Source organism: Paraburkholderia sp. 40 (assembly GCF_050434105.1).
Taxonomy (GTDB): Bacteria; Pseudomonadota; Gammaproteobacteria; order Burkholderiales; family Burkholderiaceae; genus Paraburkholderia; species Paraburkholderia tuberum.
In genome coordinates, this window is record NZ_JBNPVY010000003.1 from 1,275,030 (window position 1) to 1,292,530 (window position 17,501).

17 protein-coding genes and 1 pseudogene are annotated in these 17,501 nt (G+C 64.1%); 7 read left to right on the top strand and 11 right to left on the bottom strand.

The features are described from left to right. The first annotated feature begins 1 nt into the window (after position 1). Positions 2-1,117, top strand: a complete 1,116-nt coding sequence (locus tag OKW28_RS21460) for an ABC transporter permease (protein WP_429448833.1) — start codon at positions 2-4, stop codon at positions 1,115-1,117. An 81-nt stretch (positions 1,118-1,198) separates the two neighbouring features. Further along, positions 1,199-2,656 (top strand): efflux transporter outer membrane subunit, encoded by a 1,458-nt coding sequence (locus tag OKW28_RS21465; RefSeq protein ID WP_429448647.1) that lies wholly within the window; start codon positions 1,199-1,201, stop codon positions 2,654-2,656. Position 2,657: 1 nt separating this feature from the next. Here OKW28_RS21465 and OKW28_RS21470 read toward each other — a convergent pair whose 3' ends face one another. From OKW28_RS21470 to benA, 5 genes are all read right to left on the bottom strand, one after another. After that, entirely contained in the window at positions 2,658-3,875 is a 1,218-nt protein-coding gene (locus tag OKW28_RS21470) for a benzoate/H(+) symporter BenE family transporter (protein WP_429448648.1), read from the bottom strand. Between the two features lie 165 nt (positions 3,876-4,040). Then, positions 4,041-4,832 (bottom strand): 1,6-dihydroxycyclohexa-2,4-diene-1-carboxylate dehydrogenase, encoded by a 792-nt coding sequence (locus OKW28_RS21475; protein WP_429448649.1) that lies wholly within the window; start codon positions 4,830-4,832, stop codon positions 4,041-4,043. After that, positions 4,829-5,851, bottom strand: a complete 1,023-nt coding sequence (gene benC, locus OKW28_RS21480) for a benzoate 1,2-dioxygenase electron transfer component BenC (RefSeq protein WP_429448651.1) — start codon at positions 5,849-5,851, stop codon at positions 4,829-4,831. The genes OKW28_RS21475 and benC overlap by 4 nt, the downstream gene beginning before the upstream one ends. A 25-nt stretch (positions 5,852-5,876) precedes the next feature. Further along, on the bottom strand, positions 5,877-6,368 hold the full coding sequence (gene benB, locus OKW28_RS21485; RefSeq protein WP_018422598.1) for a benzoate 1,2-dioxygenase small subunit: 492 nt from the start codon (positions 6,366-6,368) through the stop codon (positions 5,877-5,879). Further along, entirely contained in the window at positions 6,365-7,732 is a 1,368-nt protein-coding gene (gene benA, locus OKW28_RS21490; protein ID WP_429448653.1) for a benzoate 1,2-dioxygenase large subunit, read from the bottom strand. The genes benB and benA overlap by 4 nt, the downstream gene beginning before the upstream one ends. 458 nt (positions 7,733-8,190) lie before the next feature. Between benA and OKW28_RS21495 the strand changes: the two genes are divergently transcribed. From OKW28_RS21495 to OKW28_RS21515, 5 genes and pseudogenes are all read left to right on the top strand, one after another. Continuing rightward, the gene (locus OKW28_RS21495; RefSeq protein WP_184069460.1) at positions 8,191-9,108 is read left to right on the top strand and encodes a LysR family transcriptional regulator; all 918 of its coding nucleotides are present in this window, start codon (positions 8,191-8,193) and stop codon (positions 9,106-9,108) included. A gap of 287 nt (positions 9,109-9,395) precedes the next feature. Further along, entirely contained in the window at positions 9,396-10,169 is a 774-nt protein-coding gene (locus OKW28_RS21500; protein WP_429448655.1) for an ABC transporter substrate-binding protein, read from the top strand. 83 nt (positions 10,170-10,252) lie between these two features. Next, positions 10,253-10,941: pseudogene (locus OKW28_RS21505) on the top strand (ABC transporter permease). Further along, positions 10,938-11,651, top strand: coding sequence for an ABC transporter permease (locus tag OKW28_RS21510; protein WP_429448657.1), 714 nt, complete (start codon positions 10,938-10,940; stop codon positions 11,649-11,651). The pseudogene OKW28_RS21505 and the gene OKW28_RS21510 overlap by 4 nt, the downstream one beginning before the upstream one ends. 37 nt (positions 11,652-11,688) lie before the next feature. Then, on the top strand, positions 11,689-12,456 hold the full coding sequence (locus tag OKW28_RS21515) for an ABC transporter ATP-binding protein (protein WP_429448659.1): 768 nt from the start codon (positions 11,689-11,691) through the stop codon (positions 12,454-12,456). 100 nt (positions 12,457-12,556) lie between these two features. Here the strand turns inward: OKW28_RS21515 and OKW28_RS21520 are convergent, their stop codons facing one another. The 6 genes from OKW28_RS21520 to OKW28_RS21545 all read right to left on the bottom strand — a co-directional run bounded on the left by OKW28_RS21520 (position 12,557) and on the right by OKW28_RS21545 (position 17,456). Continuing rightward, positions 12,557-13,015 carry a hypothetical protein gene (locus OKW28_RS21520; protein ID WP_429448661.1) on the bottom strand — a complete coding sequence of 153 codons (459 nt, stop codon included), beginning with the start codon at positions 13,013-13,015 and terminating at the stop codon, positions 12,557-12,559. 328 nt (positions 13,016-13,343) lie between these two features. After that, positions 13,344-13,676: a Rieske (2Fe-2S) protein gene (locus OKW28_RS21525; protein ID WP_429448663.1), complete on the bottom strand. Its 333-nt coding sequence runs from the start codon at positions 13,674-13,676 to the stop codon at positions 13,344-13,346. A gap of 3 nt (positions 13,677-13,679) precedes the next feature. Then, positions 13,680-13,991, bottom strand: a complete 312-nt coding sequence (locus OKW28_RS21530; RefSeq protein ID WP_429345846.1) for a YciI family protein — start codon at positions 13,989-13,991, stop codon at positions 13,680-13,682. Between the two features lie 5 nt (positions 13,992-13,996). Then, a complete protein-coding gene (locus OKW28_RS21535) occupies positions 13,997-14,869 on the bottom strand; it encodes an intradiol ring-cleavage dioxygenase (protein WP_429448664.1) in 873 nt (290 codons plus the stop codon). A 45-nt stretch (positions 14,870-14,914) separates the two neighbouring features. Next, complete coding sequence (locus OKW28_RS21540; protein WP_429448665.1) at positions 14,915-15,982, bottom strand: maleylacetate reductase; 1,068 nt, start codon at positions 15,980-15,982, stop codon at positions 14,915-14,917. 7 nt (positions 15,983-15,989) lie between these two features. Then, positions 15,990-17,456, bottom strand: coding sequence for an aldehyde dehydrogenase family protein (locus OKW28_RS21545; RefSeq protein ID WP_429448667.1), 1,467 nt, complete (start codon positions 17,454-17,456; stop codon positions 15,990-15,992). Positions 17,457-17,501 lie beyond the last annotated feature (45 nt).

The following is a 17,501-nucleotide window of genomic DNA, read 5'->3' on the forward strand; positions in this document are numbered from 1 at the left end:
GATGCGTTGGTGGAGCGTCGTGCGCAAGGAGTTTTTGCAACTGAAGCGCGACCGCATCACGTTTGCGATGATGATCGTGCTGCCGATCATGCAGATGGCGCTGTTCGGCTTCGCGATCAATACCGACCCCAAGCATCTGCCGACCGCCGTCATCGCCGCCGATCACAGCGAGTTCACGCGCAGTTTCCTGATGGCGATGCGCAACTCCGATTACTTCGACATCTTATCGACGCTGCCCGACGAAGAATCCGGTCGTCGCGCGCTCGCACAGGGCAAGGTGCTGTTCGTGCTGAATATCCCCGTCGGTTTCACGCGCGATCTGGCCAAGGGCGCGCGGCCATCGCTGCTCGTCGAAGCCGATGCGACGGACCCCACCGCGGTGGGTACCGCGCTCGGCGCGCTGCCGTCGATCGCGCAGTCGGTGTTGCAGAAGGACCTCACGGGTCCGCTGTCGACGCTCGCGGTCGGCCCCGCCGCTTTCGACGTTCAATTGCACCGGCTCTACAACCCCGAAAACCTGACCCAGTACAACGTGGTGCCCGGCCTGATGGGCGTGATTCTGACGATGACGATGGTGATGATGACGGGCCTCGCGATCACGCGTGAACGCGAGCGCGGCACGATGGAAAATCTGCTCGCCACACCGGTACTGCCGCTCGAAGTGATGACCGGCAAGATCGTGCCTTACGTGGCGATCGGCCTGGTGCAGGTCAGCATCATTCTCGCGGCGGCGCGCTTCGTGTTCAACGTGCCGTTCGAAGGCAGTCTGATCGCGCTGTATCTGTCCGCTCTATTGTTCGTCGCGGCCAATCTGACGATCGGCATTACGCTGTCGTCGCTCGCGCAGAACCAGTTGCAGGCCATGCAACTGACGATGTTCTATTTTCTGCCCAACATCCTGCTGTCGGGTTTCATGTTTCCGTTCGCGGGCATGCCGAAGTGGGCGCAGTACATCGGCAACCTGTTGCCGCTCACCTACTTCAACCGGCTCGTGCGCGGCATTCTGCTCAAGGGCGTCGGTTGGGCCGACATGTGGCCGCATGTATGGCCGCTGCTGATCTTTCTGTTCGTCGTAATGGGTATCGCCGTGAAGTTCTATCGGCGCACGCTCGATTGAGGAAGGCCTGCAATGTGTTCCGCTCCTGGCTTTCGTGACGTGGTTTTTCATCGCGCGGCTTGTTGGTTCCAGCGTTCCGCCATGCGCCGGCTGGCCGCCTTCTGCGCAAGCGCGGCATTGTGCGCGTGCAGCGTCGGTCCGGATTTCCATCGACCCGACGTGACCAGCGTGTCGAGCTATACCGCCGCGCCGCTTGCGGCGAGCACCGTCGCAGCCGATGGTCCCGGCGGCGCCGCGCAACACTTCGTGCCGACCGAGGTGCCCGGCGACGGCTGGTGGCGCGCTTTCGGCTCGCCGGCGCTGGACGCGCTCGTGCAACAGGCGCTCGACGATAGCCCGAGTCTCGCGCAAGCCCGCGCGAAACTCGACGAAGCGCAGCAGGACTATCGCGCGCAGGCGGGCGGCACGCTATGGCCGCAAGTCGATGCGAACCTGTCGACCACGCGCGAGAAGATCGATCCCGAGGCGCTCGGCTTCGGTCAGCTGACGCAGGGCCGCGCGTTTGCGCCGTTCACGCTGTACAGCGCACAGGTCACGGTGTCGTACACGCTCGATCTGTTCGGCGCGAATCGCCGCGCGCTCGAAGCGGTGGCCGCGCAGGTCGACTATCAGCAATACGAACTCGAGGCCGCGCGTTTGACGGTCGCGGGCAACGTCGTGACGGCGGCGATCCGGCGCGCGTCGCTTGCGCGGCAGATCGCCCTCACCGAAGCGCTGCTCGCCAACCAGATGCAGCAACTCGATATCGCCGAACGCCGCTATGGTGCGGGCGGCATCTCCGAGGTCGATCTGCTGAGCCAGCGCACGCTCGTGCAGCAAACCCGCGCGACGTTACCGCCTTTGCGCACGCAGCTTGCGCAGACCGATCATAAACTCGCGATCTATCTGGGACGCGCGCCGGCGGAATTGGCCACCACCCACGACCTCGCCGCGCTCGACCTCGACACGCTAGTGCTGCCGGCCGATCTGCCACTGACCTTGCCGTCGACGCTCGCGCGGCAGCGGCCCGACATACGCGCGTCCGAGGCGCTGCTGCATCAGGCGAGCGCGAACATCGGCGTCGCGACCGCGAACCTGTATCCGCGCATCACGCTGTCGGGCAGCGCGGCGACCGAACGCGTCAACGTGTCCGATCTGCTGAAGGGCTTCAACGTGTGGAATTTCGGTGCGGGTCTCACGCAGCCGCTGTTCCACGGCGGTGAACTGCTGGCGCGCAAGCGCTCGTCGGAGGCGGCCTGGCAAGCGGCGCTCGCCGTCTACAGGCAAACCGTGCTGCAGGGACTGCAACAGGTCGCCGACGCGCTGCGCGCGCTCGATCAGGACGCGATTGCATTGCAGGCGCTCGACGCTGCGCAGCGCAGCGCGCAACACAGCGCAGGGATCGCCAGCCAGAGGTATGCCGCGGGCGGCATCAGTCAACTAACCCTGCTCGATACGCAGCGCCAGGAATTGCAGACCGGACTCGATCGCACCAAAGCCGCCGCGCAGCGTTATGCCGATACCGCCGCGCTCTATCAGGCGCTCGGGGCGCGGCCCTGAGTCATCGGTTTGCAGGTGTCTCGCGCCGCACCTTGTTCAGCACGAGGTACGCGAACGAGCCGATCACGATGCCCCAGAACGCGGAGCCGAGCCCGAGGAACGTCATACCGGATGCGGTCGCGAGAAACGTGATGACGGAGGCCTCGCGATGGTCTTCGTCCTGGATCGCGCCCATCACGTTCGACGTGATCGCACCGATCAACGCGAGGCCCGCCAGAATCGCGACGAACTCCTTCGGCAGCATCGTGAACAGCGCGACGATCGCGCCGGCGAACGTGCCGCCGATCAGATAGAACACGCCGTTCGCAATGCCCGCGATATAGCGCTTGTCCGGGTCGTCGTGCGCATCCTTGCCCGTGCACAACGCCGCCGTGATCGCGGCGATCACGATCGTGATGCCACCGAAAAACGCCACGCCGATCGACGCGATGCTCGTCGCGGTGATGATCGGCCGGGCCGGCGTGTGATAGCCGGACACGCGCAGAATCGCCATCCCCGGCAGAAACTGCCCGGTCAGACTGACGACCACGAGCGGCAACGCAAGACTCAGCGTCGAACTCAGCGTCCATTCGGGTTTGATGAAGATTGGCCGCGTGACTTGCAGCGGCAGCGCACCCAGGTGCGCGGCGCCGAGCGCGATGGCGAGCACCGTGCCCGTCAACAGCACCAGCACGATGCAATAGCGCGGCAGCAGGCGCCTGAACACGATGTACGCACCGATCATGCCGAACGCCAATGCAGGCATCGACGCCGCCGCCTTGAACGCATGCGTGCCGAACTGCAGCAGAATGCCGGCCATCATCCCGCAGGCGATGCCCTTCGGAATGCTGCGCACCATGCGGTCGAAATAGCCCGAGATACCGATCAGCAGAATGATCACGGCGGCGGTCAGATACGCGCCCACCGCCTGATGCAGCGTCAACGCGGGAAACAGTCCGACCAGCAGCGCGGTGCCGGGCGCCGACCACGCGGTCACGACCGGCACTTTCAGCTTCCAGCTCGCGAAGATGCCGGAGACGGCCGCGCCGATCGAGATGCCCCATACCCACGACGCGACCATCTCGTTGGGCATGTGGGCCGCTTGCGCCGTCTGGAAGAAGATCACGAGCGGGCCCGCGTACGAAATCAGCACGGCCAGAAAGCCGGCCACGACGGCGGACACGGACCAGTCGGCCGCAACGGCGCGCGTGGTCGGCGCCTGGCTAGGGGTGGGATTCATCGTCGATGTGGGTCAGGGCGGCCCGCTGTCGGTGACGCGCGCCTCGCGGCGCAGGTTGCCGCTGGTCGCCGCAAGTCACCGTCAGAGCGCGGCGTCATTCCGGGCCGATTGTATGAAGGACGATCGCCGCGCGGCCTGTCGGCATTGTTCAGCCGCAGCCGCTCGCTAGCCCTGATCGCCGCCGCCGACCGGCAGCACGGTGCCGGTGATATACGACGCTTCATCGGAAGCGAGGAACAGGATCGCGCCGACCTGTTCGTCGATCGTGCCGTAGCGATGCATCAGGCTCGACGCGATCGTTTGATCGACGATGCCCTGATACCACGTCGCTTCCTGCTCGCTTTGCGGTGCCGTATTGCGCGGCACGCGGCGCGGCGGCGCTTCGGTGCCGCCGGTCGCGACCGCGTTGATGCGGATGCCGTGTTCGGCATGCTCGAACGCGAGGCTCGCGGTCAGCGCGTTGACGCCACCCTTCGAGGCCGCATACGGCACGCGATAAATGCTGCGCGTCGCAATCGACGACACATTGACGATCGCGCCGCTCGCGCGCTTCAGCATCGCGGGCAACACCGCGTGGCAGCACCACAGTGTCGGGAACAGCGAACGCCGCACCTCGGCCTCGATCTGGTCTGCTTCATATTCCTCGTACGGCTTCGCCCAGATCGTGCCGCCGACGTTGTTGACGAGCGCGTCGATGCGGCCGAACGCCTCGATCGCGAAGGCCGTCATCGCGGCCGCGCCCACATAGGTTTCGAGGTCGGCGATGAACGCGCGCGCTTCGCCGCCTGCGCACGTGATCTCTTCGGCCACCTCGTGCACGATCGGCGAACGGTCGACCAGCACCAAAGCCGCGCCCTCGCGCGCCGCGCGCAACGCGACGCCACGGCCGATGCCCTGGCCCGCGCCGGTCACGACGAGCACCTTGCCCTTGAAGCGATCGGTAAAGGTCGAAGTCATGCTACGTTGCTCGCCGAGAATTTTTCGTAGTAGAAGTTCACGGGCTCGACGCTGCTGTCGCGCAGCCAGCCCTGCACCGCTTCGACCATCGCGACCGGGCCGCATAGGTAGACGTCGACGTCGCCGTCGTTCAGCCATTCGCCATCCACATGAGCGGTCACGTAGCCCTTGCGCTCGTGGCTGCTCGCGGAATCGACGACACAGGTGCGATAGCTGAAATTCGGCAGCGAGCGCTGCGCCTCTTCGATCTGTTCGAGCGCGACCAGATCGATGTCGTTGGTCACGCCGTACACGAGGCGTACCGGCTGCAGGTTGCCGCTCGCCTTCAGCACGTCGAGCATCGACAGAAACGGTGCGATGCCGGTGCCGCCCGCGAGGAACAGCACCGGACGCTGCGGATCGCGCAGATAGAAGCTGCCATACGGACCCGTGAAACCGATCTGCTGACCAGGCTGCGCATCGTTGCTCAGAAAGCCGCTCATCTTGCCGTCCGGCACGTTGCGCACGACGAACGCCGCGCGCGTCGCGCCCGGCGCCGAGCTGAACGAATACGACCGGCTCTCGCCGCTCGCGCCCGGAATCTCGACGTTCACGTATTGACCCGCGAGAAAGCTCGGCGCGCTCGCGCCGTCGATATCGATCGAGAAATGGATCGTCGAATCCGACAGCCGTTCGACCTCCGCGAGCGTGCCTTCGAAACGCGACACCCCGGTCTTGCACGCCGCCGACGACGCCTGCACGCGAATCACCAGATCCGAGCGCGGCCGCGTCTGGCACGCGAGGATATAGCCCTGGCTCGCTTCCTCGGGGGTCAACGCATCTTCGACGTAGCTCGACTCGGGCATGTCGTACGCACCCGATTCGCACAGCCCCCGACAGGTGCCGCACGCGCCTTCGCGGCAATCGAGCGGAATGTTGATCTTCTGCCGGTAAGCGGCATCCGACAGCGTTTCGTTCTCACGGCAGCTGATGAAGCGCGTGACGCCGTCTTCGAACTGAAGTGCAATAGTGTGTTCCATGACCTGTCTCCTGCAACCGCACCGGCTAGATGTGGTAGATGTCGATGACCTGATTGATGTAGTCGTTCTTCAGCACGACGTACTTGCTCAGGATTTGCGGCTGCGCGCCGTTGAAGTCGATCACGTAGCGCGACATGCCGAAGTAGCTGTAGTTCGTCTTGTAGCGATGGCTCAGCGTGTGCCAGTTGAAGCGCACCGTGTACACGCCGTTGTCCGCGCTCTCTACTTCGACGTTGGCCAGGTTGTGGCTCGTGCGCGTGTCGGGCATCGTCGCGCTCGAACGCTCGGTCTTGATGCGGAACACGCGGTCTTCGAGGCCCTGGCGGTTCGGATAGTAGATCAGCGAAATCTCGCGCTGCGGATCGGTGACGAGCTTGTCCTCGTCGTCCCACGACGGCATCCAGAACGACGCGTCCGGGTGATAGCAGGCGAGCCACTCATCCCATTGCTCGTCGTCGAGCAGGCGGCTTTCGCGGAACAGGAAAGCCTGAATATCGGTGATGGCGATGTTGCTCATGCGCGGCTCCCCGGCGCATTCAGCGCCTTTTTCATCGTGTCGATCCAGTAGCGGTGCTGCACCGTGTAGAGGCCCTCGTCCTCGGTCTTCACACCGCTCATCACCGGGTTGAGGCCGATCTTTTGCGCGGCTTCGTCCGCGCCGCCGATCCAGTGCTTCGAACCGCGGCACATGTCGTTCCATTCGACCGCGCGGCCCGCATAGCCCAACTGGCAGGCGCGGAATTCCTCGAGGTCGTCGGGGGTGGCCATGCCGCTTACGTTGAAGAAGTCCTCGTATTGACGGATGCGGCGCGAGCGCGCTTCGTCGGACTCGCCCTTCGGCGCGATGCAGTAGATCGTCACCTCGGTCTTGTTGACCGACAGCGGCCGCAGCACCCGAATCTGCGAGCCGAACTGGTCCATCAGATACACGTTCGGGTAGAGGCATAAGTTGCGCGAGTTCTGGATCATCCAGTCCGCGCGCTCGGCGCCGCAGCGCGCGGCGAATTCCTCGCGGCGGCTGAAATTCGGACGGTCTTCGGGATTCGCCCAGCGCGTCCACAGCAGCATGTGACCGTGCTCGAACGCGTAGAAGCCGCCGCCCTGACGGCCCCAACTGCCGGCATCCATCGCGCGGATCTGGTCTTCGCGCGCGTTCTCTTCCTTGCGATGATTGGCCGTTGCCGCATAGTTCCAGTGCACGGCCGACACGTGATAACCGTCCGCGCCGTTTTCGGCGGTCAGCTTCCAGTTGCCTTCGTACGTATAGGTCGACGAGCCGCGCAGCACTTCGAGACCGTCTTCCGACTGGTCGACGATCATGTCGATGATGCGCGCGGCTTCGCCGAGGAATGTCTCGAGCGGCGGCACGTCATCGCTCAAGCTGCCGAACAGGAAGCCGCGATAGTTGCCGAAGCGCGCGAGCTTCTTCAGGTCGTGCGAGCCTTCCTTGTTGAAACAGTCGGGATAGCCGGCGTCCGCGGGGTCCTTGACCTTCAGCAGCTTGCCGCTGTTGTTGAAGGTCCAGCCGTGGAACGGGCACGTATAGGTCGCCTTGTTGCCGCGCTTGTGGCGGCACAGCATCGCGCCGCGATGCGTGCACGAGTTGATGAACGCGTTCAGCTCGCCCTGACGATTGCGTGCGATCACGACCGGCTGACGTCCCATGTAGGTCGTGAAGTAATCGTTGTTGTTCGGAATCTGGCTTTCGTGGGCCAGGTAAATCCAGTTGCCCTCGAAAATGTGCTGCATTTCGAGCTCGAACAGACGCTCGTCGGTAAACGCGCTGCGATGCAGGCGGTAATCGCCGCGCTCGCTGTCTTCGACGAGAAAGTCGTCGATGTTCTTCAGTTGCGGAGTGTGATCCGGGTAGATCGGAATCATGCGTGTCTCCTGATTCGGACTGTCGGTATGCGTGCGACGCACGCGTGTAGGGAGCGGCCTGCCTGCCGGGAGGCCGGTGGCCGGTTGGTCTTTCACGTCGGGGAGCGGAGGCGGTGCGCCTCCATATGGCGTCAGGCCGTGGCGCGCAAGCGCTCGACCTTCGGCACGGGAGGCGGGACCTGGTGCCTGAGGGAATCGGTGGACAACCCTTGCATCGGGGTTGCGATATCAGCATGTCTCATTGCTGCTCCTGAACTCTTTCTAGGTCTTGGATCCCATGCGCGAGGATTTGCCTGCGCCGTCTCAAGGGGCCGACCGACGCTTCAGACCGGGCCGAGTTATCGATGCTCGGGAGGTATAATTTTGTGGGGCGTCTACGGTAACTGAAGGATAGTTCTACGCCATTTGCATCGTCCAACACTGATTTGGTATCGCGACGATACTTAAAAGGTATTTCTATGGAACTGCGCCATCTGCGCTACTTCGTGGCCGTCGCCGAGGAATGCAATGTCACCAAGGCCGCCAAACGTCTGCATATTGCGCAGCCGCCGCTGAGCCGGCAGATCCAGCAGCTCGAAGACATCCTTGGCGTGCAGTTGTTCGAGCGCAACTCGCGGCCGCTGAAGCTGACCGAGGCTGGCCGCTTCTTCTATTCGCACGCCGTGCAACTGCTCGCGCAAACGACGGAAATCGAGGCGATGACGCGGCGCGTCGGCAAGATCGAGCGCAGTTTGTCGGTGGGCTTCGTCGGCTCGACGCTGTACGGCATGCTGCCGAAAATCATCCGGCGCTTTCGTACCGAGAACAGCACCGTCGAGCTGAGCCTGCACGAGATGTCGACGATGGATCAGATCAAGGCGCTCAAGGAAGGCCGCATCGACGTCGGCTTCGGCCGCATCCGTCACGAAGACCCGAGCATCCGGCGCGTCGTGCTGCGCGAAGAACGGATGATCGTCGCGCTGCCGCTCGGCCATCCGCTGATCGCTGCGAAGCCGGTGCTGTCGCTGCATGACCTGACCGGCGAAACGCTGATCATTTTCCCTAAGGCGCCACGGCCCAGTTACGCGGACCAGGTGCTCGCCGCGTTTCACGATCGCGGTCTGAAGCCGCAGCGGCTCTACGAGACGCGCGAATTGCAGATCGCGCTCGGCCTCGTCGGCGCGGGCGAAGGCATCTCGATCGTGCCGGCGAGCGTGTACGGCTTGCAGCGCGGCGACGTCGCCTACAAGGACCTCGACGATCAGAACCTCGTGTCGCCGATCATCATGAGCATGCGCATGCTCGACGAATCGGCCGACATCCAGCGCATGCTCGAACTGATCTACGCGCTGTACGACGAAGAGCACATGACCTATCTGCCGCCTTCGCATTCGTAGAGCGGATTGCGCGGTTCGCGACCCGACGCTCAGGCGGGACGTCGCCGTAACGAAGTTGTATGGACAAGATATCCGCCACGGTATAGACCGCGGGTATACGCGAAAATTCCGGCTGCGCCCGCAGTCCTTCAATTAGCCTTACAAGCTTGTCCACAAAGGCTTTCACGCCAATTACCTGTCTGCTGCCCGGGTGCCCGTAAGCACTCACCCTGATTGCCGCTCATCGCTCGCACGGGATAATTTGTCTATACAACATCGCACCTCGCAGCATCCCTCCCGGAGACTTTATGAAGAAACTCGCCTTGTCCCTCGCCCTCGCGCTCGCTGCCACCGGCGCCTTCGCCAAAGATTGGTCCACGGTTCGCTTCGGCGTGGATGCGAGCTACGCGCCGTTCGAATCGAAAGCGACCGATGGCAAGCTGGTCGGCTTCGACGTCGACCTCGGCACCGAAATCTGCCGCCGTTTGAACGCGAAGTGCGTGTGGGTCGAGCAGGACTTCGACAGCATGATTCCGGCACTGAAGGCAAAGAAGTTCGACGGCGTGTTGTCGTCGATGTCGATGACACCGCAACGCGCTGAGCAGATCGCCTTCTCGTCGAAGCTGTTCAACACGCCGACACGTCTCGTCGCGAAGCAGGGTTCGGGCATCCTGCCGACCGCCGATTCGCTGAAGGGCAAGACGGTGGGCGTCGAACAGGGCACGATCCAGGAAACCTACGCGAAGACCTATTGGGAGGCCAAGGGCGTGAAGGTCGTGCCGTATCAGAACCAGGACGCGGTCTATACCGACCTGCAGTCGGGCCGTCTGGACGCAGCGCTGCAGGACGCCGTGCAGGCTGATCAGGGTTTCCTGAAGACGCCGCGCGGCGCGGGCTTCGACTTCGTCGGCAAGACCATCGACGATCCGAAGATCCTCGGCAACGGCGCGGGCATCGGCATGCGCAAGGAAGACGCCGATCTGAAGACGAAGGTCGACCAGGCGATCGCCGACATGATCAAGGACGGCACCTACAAGAAGATCGAGCAGAAGTACTTCAACTTCGACGTGTACGGCAGTTAGGTCCGCCCCCACAAGCCCGCTCCACCCGCTCGCCAGGCCCCGCGCGCATGCGCGCGGCTCGCTCCTTCAACAAGGACACTCCCATGCTGTTTCAAGGCTTCGGTCCGCTGCTCCTCGCGGGCACGTGGGTAACCATCAAGCTCGCGGTGCTGTCGCTCGCGGCATCGTTTGCGCTGGGACTTCTCGGCGCCGCCGCGAAGCTGTCGACCAACCGTGCGATCTCGCGCATCGGCACGATGTACACGACGCTGATCCGCGCCGTGCCCGATCTCGTGCTGATGCTGCTGCTGTTCTACAGCATCCAGATCTGGCTCAATGATCTGACCGACATGTTCAGCATGGAGCAGATCGACATCGATCCGTTTCTCGCCGGTGTGATCACGCTGGGCTTCATTTATGGCGCGTACTTCACCGAAACCTTCCGCGGCGCGTTTCTCTCCGTGCCGCGCGGGCAGATCGAAGCGGGCTTCGCGTACGGCATGAGCGCGCGGCGCGTGTTCACCCGCATCCTGTTCCCGCAGATGATGCGCTCGCGCTGCCCGGCATCGGCAACAACTGGCAGGTGCTCGTGAAGGCCACCGCGCTCGTGTCGATCATCGGTCTCGCGGACGTGGTCAAGGCATCGCAGGACGCCGGCAAGAGCACGCAGTCGTTCTTCTTCTTCACGCTGGCGACCGGGGCCATCTACCTCACCATTACCACCATTTCGAATCTGGTATTGAACCGCCTCGAGAAGCGCTACTCGATCGGCGTACGGAGGGCCGCGCTGTGATCGAACTGACTCGTCAATATTGGCAGAACTACCTGTTCACGGACGGCTTCAACTACACCGGCCTCGTCATCACGCTGTGGTTGCTGGTTGCGTCGATCCTGCTGGGTTTCGTGTTGGCCGTGCCGCTCGCGATCGCGCGCGCGTCGCGCAACCGCTACATCTCCGGACCCGTCTGGCTTTACACCTACATCTTCCGGGGCACGCCGTTATACGTTCAATTGCTGTTGATCTACACGGGCCTCTACAGTCTGCATTTCGTCCATTCGCACCAGATGCTCGACAGCTTCTTTCGCAATGCGATGAACTGCACGCTGCTCGCGTTCGCGCTGAACGAATGCGCGTATGCCACCGAGATCTTCGCGGGCTCGATCCGGGAGACCTCGCACGGTGAAATCGAGGCGGCCCAGGCTTACGGCATGTCGAAGTTCAAGCTGTACACGCGTATCATCCTGCCTTCGGCGCTGCGCCGGGCACTGCCCTCGTACAGCAACGAGGTGATCCTGATGCTGCACGCGACGACACTCGCGTTCACGGCGACCGTCCCCGACATTCTGAAAGTGGCGCGCGACGTCAACTCCGCGACCTACGCGACGTTCCAGGCGTACGGCATCGCGGCGATCCTGTATGCGGCGATCGTGTTCGCGCTGATCTGGGGCTTCCGCAAGATGGAAATCCGATTGCTCGCTTATCTGAAACCGCAAGCGCATTAAACCCGGACGCATTCGCGTCCTGATGGAGCATACGAGCATGTACAAGCTGACGGTCGACGACCTGCACAAGAAGTTCGGCGACAACGAGGTATTGAAGGGCGTCTCGCTGAAGGCGAAGGCGGGCGACGTGATTAGCCTCATCGGGTCGAGCGGCTCCGGGAAAAGCACCTTCCTGCGGTGCATCAACTTTCTCGAATCGCCGTGCTCCGGGCGCATCACGCTGAACGGAGAGGAAATCAACACGAGCAGGGATCGCAACGGCTCGCTACGCGTGACCCATCCGAAGCAGTTGCAAACGATGCGCACGCGTCTGTCGATGGTGTTCCAGCATTTCAATCTGTGGGCGCATATGACGGTGCTCGAGAACATCATCGAGGCGCCGATCAGCGTGCTGGGATTGAGCCGCGCGCAAGCCGAGGAACGCGCTCGGAAGTATCTGACCAAGGTCGGTTTGCCGGCCAGCACGGAGAAAAAATATTCGTCGCATCTGTCCGGTGGTCAGCAGCAGCGCGTCGCGATTGCTCGCGCGCTTGCGATGGAGCCGGAAGTGATGCTGTTCGACGAACCGACTTCGGCGCTCGATCCCGAACTCGTCGGCGAAGTGCTGCGTGTGATGCAGGCGCTCGCCGAAGAAGGCCGCACGATGATCGTCGTCACGCACGAAATGGGCTTTGCGCGCAACGTGTCGAATCATGTCGTATTCCTGCACAAGGGCAAGATCGAGGAGCAAGGGCATCCGCATCAGGTGCTGACGAATCCGCGCAGTGAGCGGTTGCAGCAGTTTTTGGCGGGGCGGTTGAAGTAGCGGCGGCGGGGTATGGCGCGTCGTTCAGCCTCGCGCCTTACCCCGAATCATTTCCAGAACGACTGCGCCACTCACCAGATTGCACTGGTCTCCGCGCGGTTCACAGATACACCGTGGGTTCGCTCTCGCCCTCCCGGAGCACGAGGATCACGCCTGACTCGTGTGACCGCGCCTCGAGGCTGCCCGCATCGCGCAACGCCGGCCATTGCCGTAAAGTCAGCGGCAATCCTGCTTTGACGCCATGACTTCGGATCCGAAGGACATCGCCGCTGCGCGTCACGCTCACTCTCGTAATCGCCGCACCGTCCGGGCCGCGCAACGTCACGCTCGCCGCTTTGCCCGAATCCAGCTCGAACAGGTGCAGCTCGCTGCGCAACGCGTAGTCGTAATCGGGACGCTGGTTCTCGGTCCCGATCGCAAGCAGCGTATTCGGCCGCACGTACAACGGTAGACTCAGAAATCCGTGCCGTTCGCGCACCCACCTGCCGCCCTCGAGCTGCTTGCCGGTGAACAGATGGGTCCAGCGCTGGCTCGCGGTTGAGCGCGAAATACGGGCCACGGTCGAGCGCGCCGGAAAAGTGTTCGACGCGCACACCGATCACGCCGCTTTGCGGCGAAAAGAAGCGCCACGTAAAGAGCCCGGTATCGAGCTGTCGTTCGCGGTTCGATACGTCACGCGCCGCCACGTGCACGAGCAGTTCGTCGCCGACGATCTCCACGCTGTGCGGTGCCGCCGAATACGACACGTTCAGGCCGTCACGGATCAACCAGTTGCCATCGCGAAGCGAGCCCGATGCGGCAGGCCATAACGGTACGTCACCGGAGGGCTGCTGTCGAGACTCGGTCGAGACGGCTTGAATGTCCTCGACAGGTCAGGCGAGCGTCGACTAAGGGTTCAACACGACCCACGCATTCCCGTCGACCGCGATCTTCACCGCATCGAGGTTCGCCCCCGCGCACGGTCCCTCGATACAGCGTCCATCTTCGAAGCGGAACAGCGCGCTGTGATGCGCGCACATCAACACCTGCGCGCGATAGCACAGCACATCGCCGGGCTCGAAATCGAGCGGCACCGAAAAATGCGGGCAACGGTTCGCGTAAGCCCACACCTGCTCGCCACGCCGCACGACCACGACGGGCACGCCGGCGGCCGTAGCTTCGACGACCCGCGCGCCGCCATCGGGCACGTCGGCAAGCGGGCACAGCGGTGTTTCGTTCATCGCTCAGACTCTCCGTTCCGGATTGCCCAGGCTCCAGTCCCACGGACGGATCTCGACGCAATCGAACAGCCCCGCCTGCATATACGGATCGTTGCTGACGAACTCCATCACATCGTCGATACGCTCCGCTTCGACGACCAGCAACGTGCCATTCATCGCATCGCATTGCGGCGCGAGCGTCGGACCGCCGAGGCGCACGAACACGCCACGATGCGTATTGCCGCGCAACCACGTCCGATGCACCGGACGCACCCGTTCGCGCACTTCGCGCATGCCGGGCTTGTCGGTCGCGAATACCGCGAAAAAACGTGCCATCGTCGTCAACTCCGATCGAGGATGAAGTCGTAGCGCGCTTCGCGGAACGGTCCATCGAAACCGAAGCGGCGCGTGAGTTCGTGATCCGCGCAGCACTCGCGATAGTCGACCATCAGCGAAGGTTTCACGCCGAACACCGCGTCCGAACCCAGATACGGATCCTCGCGATCGAACACATGCGTGACCAGTGTCCGATGCCCCGGCGCATCTATCATGAAGTGCAGATGCGCGGGTCGCCACGGATGCCGTCCAGTCGCTTCGAGCATGCGGCCGACCGGGCCGTCGGTCGGAATCGGATAACTGACTGGCACGATCGTCGAAATCGCGTAGCGGCCTTCGGCGTCGGTGCGAAAACGTCCGCGCAGATTGCCGTGCGGCTGCTCGGTGTCCTGCCCCGAGTACATGCCGTTATCGGCGGTCTGCCACACGTCGAGCACCGCGTTGGCAAGCGGCTCACCGTCCGTCGACAGCACGCGCCCATGCACGAGTGCGGGCGTGCCCGGCGTGAACGCGATGTTCTCGCCGTACGCGCGCTCGGGCATGCCGCGAATATAGAACGGACCGAATACGGTGGTGTCGGTCGCGCCCGTCGCGAGACGGTGATTGATCGCGTCGACGAGCATCGATACGCCGAGCGTATCCGACAACAGGATGAATTCCTGACGCACGAGGTCATCGCACATCTTGCCAGTGTCGGTCAGAAAGCGAATGGCCGACATCCATTCGGCCTCGGTCGGCTCGACTTCACGCACGAACGCATGCATGTGCCGCACGAGGCTTTGCATCAGCGTGCGCAGCCGTTCGTCGGGCGTGCCCGCGAAGCTTGCTACCACCTGCTCGGTCAGGGCCTGCTCGGCCTCTTTGCTGTCTGTCGACATGTCTTCCTCCATCGATTGTTCTGGCGGCGCTGCGTTGGCCAATGCTCAGGCGGGTTCGGCGCCCTGCCACGCACGTTGCAGCAGCGCGCGGACCGCGTCGCGCTCCACGGGACGCGGGTTCGCATACGGATTCTTGCACGCGAGATCGGCCGCTTCGTCGAGTCCCTGCTCGGGCATGCCGATCTGTGCGAGCGCCATCGGAATGCCGAGCGCGCGGTTCAGTTCGAACAGCAGCGGACCCGCGTCGGCCGCGCGCTTGCCGCCGAGCGCGCGTGCGACGCGCGCGAGCGCATCGGACGCGGCGCCGTGGTTGTAGTGTGCCGTATGCGGCAGCATCGCCGCATGCGTTTGCGCATGCGGCAGGTTGAACGTACCGCCCAACGTATGACACAGCTTGTGATGCAGGGCCATCCCGACCGCGCCCAGACAGGTGCCTGCGAGCCACGCGCCGTACAGCGCGCTGCTGCGCGCGGCGGCATCGTCCGGTGCGCGCACGATCGCGGGAAGCGCTTCGCCGAGCGCGCGGATCGCTTCCTCGGCCATCAGGCTGATCACCGGGTTCGCGTCTTCGGCATACAGCGCTTCGACCGCGTGCGCCATCGCGTTGATGCCCGAGGCCGCTGAAATGCCCGCCTGCAACGACAACGTCAGCGACGGATCGTAGATCACCGTGCGCGGCAGCACGCGCATGTCGCGGCCGGTGCGCTTCAGTCGGCCCTCGGTGAGGCCGTAGATAGGCGTCATCTCGGAGCCTGCATAGGTGGTGGGTACCGCGATGATCGGCAGCGACGATTCGAGCGCAATCGCCTTGCCGAGGCCGACCGTCGAGCCGCCGCCCACCGCGACGCAGCAGTCTGCATCGAGCGCGGCAGCCGCATCGCGCGCTGCTCGTGCGACTCCGATCGGCACGTGCATCACGGCTTGCGCATGCACACCCGCCGCGCGCGCCCCAAGCACCTCCGCGACCCGATCGGCCAGCGCGTGCTGCTCGGGCGTCGCGAGAATCAGCGCGCGCTTCGCGCCGAGCCGCTCGAGCTCCGCGGGCAGCGTCGCGAGGCCGCCCCATTCGAACACCACACGCGACGGCGTGCCCTGATAGACGAAGCGCTCCATGCGGTCCTCAGCGTTTGAAATGCGGCGGCACGTTGCCGTCGACGTTGACCCACACCGAGCGCGCTTCAGTGTAGTCGTGCATCGCCTCGAAGCCCATCTCACGACCGTAGCCCGACTGTCCGACCCCACCGAACGGGCTGCCCGGATTGACCCGCTTATAGCAGTTGACCCAGCACATGCCCGCCTGGATTCGCGCGGCCATCGAATGCGCGCGCGACAGATCGCGCGTCCACAGGCCGCTGCCGAGGCCGTAGTCGGTGCCGTTGGCGATCGCGAGCGCTTCGTCGTCGGTACGGAAACGCAGCACCGTGACGAACGGGCCGAACACTTCCTCCTGCGCGACGCGGTCGTCCGGACTCGCGGCCTCGACGACGGTCGGACGCACGTAGTAGCCGTTCGCGAGCGTTGCGTCGCTCGGCGCGGCGCCGCCGGTCAGCACGCGACCGCCCTGCTGGCGCGCGATGTCGACGAACGCGAGCACGCGCTCCTGATGCTGCTTCGACGTGAGCGGACCCATCTCGGTGTCGGCATCGAGCGGATTGCCGAGCCGGATCGACGACGCAAGCGACACGAAGCGTTCGAGGAACTGATCGGCGATGCGCTCGTGCAGGATCAACCGCGAGCCCGCGATACATGCCTGGCCCTGGTTGTGGAAGATCGCCCAGGCGGCGCCGTTGATCGCGGCGTCGAGATTCGCGTCGTCGAACACGATGTTCGCGCCCTTGCCGCCGAGCTCGAGCTGGACGCGCTTCAGATTGCCCTGCGAGGCCTCGACGATGCGCCGTCCGGTCGCGGTCGATCCGGTGAAGGCGATCTTGCCGACGCCCGGATGCCCGGCGAGCCGCTGCCCTGCCGTATGACCATAGCCCGCGACGATGTTGACGACGCCCTCGGGAACACCGACTTCGGCCATCAGCTCGACGATGCGCAGCGTGGACAGCGGCGTGATCTCCGACGGCTTGAGCACGACCGTGTTGCCGGCCGCGAGCGCCGGGCCCATTTTCCAGCTCGTGAACATCAGCGGGAAATTCCACGGCACGATCTGTCCGACCACGCCGATTGGCGCGCGCTGCACGTAGTTCAGAAAGCCCGCTTCGACCGGAATCACCGAGCCTTGCAGCTTGTCGGCCATGCCGCCGAAGTAGCGGAAGCATGCTGCCGTACGCGGCACGTCGAGCGAGCGCGAATCGCGGATCGGGTGGCCCGTGTCCAGCGATTCGAGTTGCGCGAGTTCTTCGGCGTTGGCCTCGATCGCGTCCGCAAGCTTCAGCAGCAGGCGGCCGCGTTCGGCGGCGGGCAGCGCGGCCCACTTCGGGAACGCGCGCGCGGCGGCGTCGACAGCGAGATCGACATCGGCGGCGGTGGCCGCGGCGATCCGCGTGATCAGCGAGCCGTCGTGCGGATTGAGCACGTCGATCGTGCCGCCTTCGACGGCGTCCGTGAAGCGGCCGTCGATGAACAGTTGGGTTTGCATGAATGATCCTCGGTGAATGCGGGCGCGGGACTCTTCGATCGAGCC

Excerpts from the sequence above, each read along its gene's own strand:
- OKW28_RS21470 (WP_429448648.1), bottom strand. The coding sequence starts at position 3,875 with ATGAATCCCACCCCTAGCCAGGCGCCGACCACGCGCGCCGTTGCGGCC.
- OKW28_RS21465 (WP_429448647.1), top strand. The coding sequence starts at position 1,199 with ATGCGCCGGCTGGCCGCCTTCTGCGCAAGCGCGGCATTGTGCGCGTGC.
- OKW28_RS21500 (WP_429448655.1), top strand. The coding sequence starts at position 9,396 with ATGAAGAAACTCGCCTTGTCCCTCGCCCTCGCGCTCGCTGCCACCGGC.
- OKW28_RS21535 (WP_429448664.1), bottom strand. The coding sequence starts at position 14,869 with ATGTCGACAGACAGCAAAGAGGCCGAGCAGGCCCTGACCGAGCAGGTG.
- OKW28_RS21515 (WP_429448659.1), top strand. The coding sequence starts at position 11,689 with ATGTACAAGCTGACGGTCGACGACCTGCACAAGAAGTTCGGCGACAAC.
- OKW28_RS21530 (WP_429345846.1), bottom strand. The coding sequence starts at position 13,991 with ATGGCACGTTTTTTCGCGGTATTCGCGACCGACAAGCCCGGCATGCGC.
- OKW28_RS21540 (WP_429448665.1), bottom strand. The coding sequence starts at position 15,982 with ATGGAGCGCTTCGTCTATCAGGGCACGCCGTCGCGTGTGGTGTTCGAA.
- OKW28_RS21460 (WP_429448833.1), top strand. The coding sequence starts at position 2 with ATGCGTTGGTGGAGCGTCGTGCGCAAGGAGTTTTTGCAACTGAAGCGC.
- OKW28_RS21475 (WP_429448649.1), bottom strand. The coding sequence starts at position 4,832 with ATGACTTCGACCTTTACCGATCGCTTCAAGGGCAAGGTGCTCGTCGTG.
- benC (WP_429448651.1), bottom strand. The coding sequence starts at position 5,851 with ATGGAACACACTATTGCACTTCAGTTCGAAGACGGCGTCACGCGCTTC.
- OKW28_RS21545 (WP_429448667.1), bottom strand. The coding sequence starts at position 17,456 with ATGCAAACCCAACTGTTCATCGACGGCCGCTTCACGGACGCCGTCGAA.
- benA (WP_429448653.1), bottom strand. The coding sequence starts at position 7,732 with ATGATTCCGATCTACCCGGATCACACTCCGCAACTGAAGAACATCGAC.
- OKW28_RS21495 (WP_184069460.1), top strand. The coding sequence starts at position 8,191 with ATGGAACTGCGCCATCTGCGCTACTTCGTGGCCGTCGCCGAGGAATGC.
- benB (WP_018422598.1), bottom strand. The coding sequence starts at position 6,368 with ATGAGCAACATCGCCATCACCGATATTCAGGCTTTCCTGTTCCGCGAA.
- OKW28_RS21525 (WP_429448663.1), bottom strand. The coding sequence starts at position 13,676 with ATGAACGAAACACCGCTGTGCCCGCTTGCCGACGTGCCCGATGGCGGC.